Source organism: Microbacterium sp. P5_E9 (assembly GCF_054049175.1).
The window spans coordinates 1-588 of sequence record NZ_JBFUMV010000102.1; the positions used below are offsets into that span (position 1 = coordinate 1).

General features: G+C 62.2%; 1 protein-coding gene. It reads right to left on the reverse strand.

What is annotated here, in order from left to right; all coding sequences use genetic code 11:
* Positions 1-206 precede the first annotated feature (206 nt).
* Positions 207-588, reverse strand: a 382-nt coding sequence (locus ACXJ3V_RS20450) for a transposase (RefSeq protein ID WP_457102189.1), incomplete at its 5' end; no start/stop codon positions are given.

The window sequence follows — 588 nt, forward strand, 5'->3', positions numbered from 1 at the left end:
CTCGCCCCGCTGGCCCCCATGCATATCCGCTGACAAGCGCCTCATCTCCTATGGCGGACTTTCTATGTCCGAGACCACATGCAGGTTTAGCTCGTCCCGGTCTGACCTGTTTCACATCACTTCACTCTTTGCTGCCTCACTACCCTTGCGAAGACTGATCCATATCCTTTCTAACGTTGGTGGTCGATCATTTGGCTTTCTTCACCTCAGGCCGCTTGCGGCCTGAGGCTTTGAAAGCCCTGTTGGTAATCCTGCTGCCTGGCCGTCACGGCCCAGATCGTTCGGGCCATCTTGGCCGCCTGCGCCACAATCACCACGTTGGCGGGCCTGCGGCTCTTGAGCCCTTCGAGCCACGCCCCAGGCTCCTTGGCGTGCGTCAGCACACTTCTGGCACCGTGAATGAGCAAGGTGCGCGTGTACGTGTCCCCCCGTTTGGAGATGCCGCCGAGGCGCACTTTGCCCCCCGTGCCGGTTTGCGAGGGCACTAAGCCCAGCCAGGCGCAGAACTCTCGCCCTGACTTGAAGGCGCTGGCCTCGCCCATGGTCGCAATGGCCGCCGTCGCCGTGAGCAGGCCGACGCCCGGAATC